At 56.3% G+C, this 1223-nt stretch carries 1 protein-coding gene; it reads left to right on the plus strand.

Annotated features, from left to right (window positions below; all coding sequences use genetic code 11):
• Window positions 1-238: 238 nt before the first annotated feature.
• On the plus strand, window positions 239-1093 hold the full coding sequence (locus tag ABIE58_RS20270; protein ID WP_354546416.1) for a hypothetical protein: 855 nt from the start codon (window positions 239-241) through the stop codon (window positions 1091-1093).
• Window positions 1094-1223 lie beyond the last annotated feature (130 nt).

Below are 1223 nucleotides of genomic sequence, written 5' to 3' on the forward strand. Positions count from 1 at the left end.
AACTGCCATCAAAGCCTCCATCATTTGAAGACAGTGATTCAGATTTTTCTGCAGAAGGGAATCCTCTGCGAGTCAAACAATCAGGCCGTTGGTATGAGACGTTGGCCCACAGGCCGCGAACACGAGCGGCAGACCGACCAAAAGCAGGAAATATGACTTTATATAAGGCTTTTGGGCCATGAGAGGCAGGCTTACAATAAACATGCCAATATTTCTGAATGACCGCCTGGAGAGCATCATGGCTACCACATTGAGACCCCCCGAATTTGACCATCTTCGGTTCGAGGCGGACTTCCTGCTTCCGGGATTGACCGGCTTCTCCCTGACGCATGAGACGCTCGGAAACGCATTCGGCGACACGGACGAGCTTACGGCGGTATCGCTGGCGTCCAACCGGATCGCGTTGTCGGCGCGTAACTCCCTGACCGCAGAGCAGTTTTCCGTCGTCGTGACCGGAGCGGGGATTTCGCCGGTGAGCACGCTGGACGCGCTTGAACAGGCGATCATGGATGGATTGGCGACTGGCGCGCTGGACCGGATTGTCGTTGCAGATAGTAGCGGTTTTGAATTTCTCACGCTTGATATTTCTGCAACGGGTTACACCCTCACCTCTGGGGAGCAGGTGCTCACGGTTGATGGCACACTTCCCGATTCTCTGGGCAGGATTGGCGCATTGGCAGCCGATTTGTCGAGCCTTGACGCGGCCCTGACCGAGCAGGCAGAGCAGGATGCCCTTTCGGCGCTTCTATCCGAATTCAGCGCCTTCAGTATTGACGCGGTCGCGTTGAAAAATGCCGGTGTGGACATCGCCAGTATCGCCGTTTCCGACACCGAGGTGCGTATCGAGGCAGACGGCTACGCAGTGATCGTGATCGGGAATTTCGCGGACTTCCTCGCCGGGGGCACGCCGACGCCCGAACTCATCGTCGACTCGGTCGTGATTGCAAACCCGAACGGCGACGAAATCGCGTCGATTCGGGATATTGCCGACCTCAATGATCTGGAGATTGCGCTGGATCAGTTGTTCCCCGAAGAGGGTAAATCGGCATGCAAAAGTGACCCACCTGGGTGGGTTATGATCATCCAAAAATGACCCACCTGCCACTCTAATACCAACGGCCTTAGCCGCTGACCTCTTTGGCATAATCGCGGCTGGAGATGGATCGGACGGTGGCGGTGTCGTTGGCGAAGAGGTTCCAGGCTTCGCAGCATCGTGTGACGAT

Source organism: Roseovarius sp. MBR-78 (assembly GCF_040547535.1).
Lineage (GTDB): Bacteria > Pseudomonadota > Alphaproteobacteria > Rhodobacterales > Rhodobacteraceae > Roseovarius.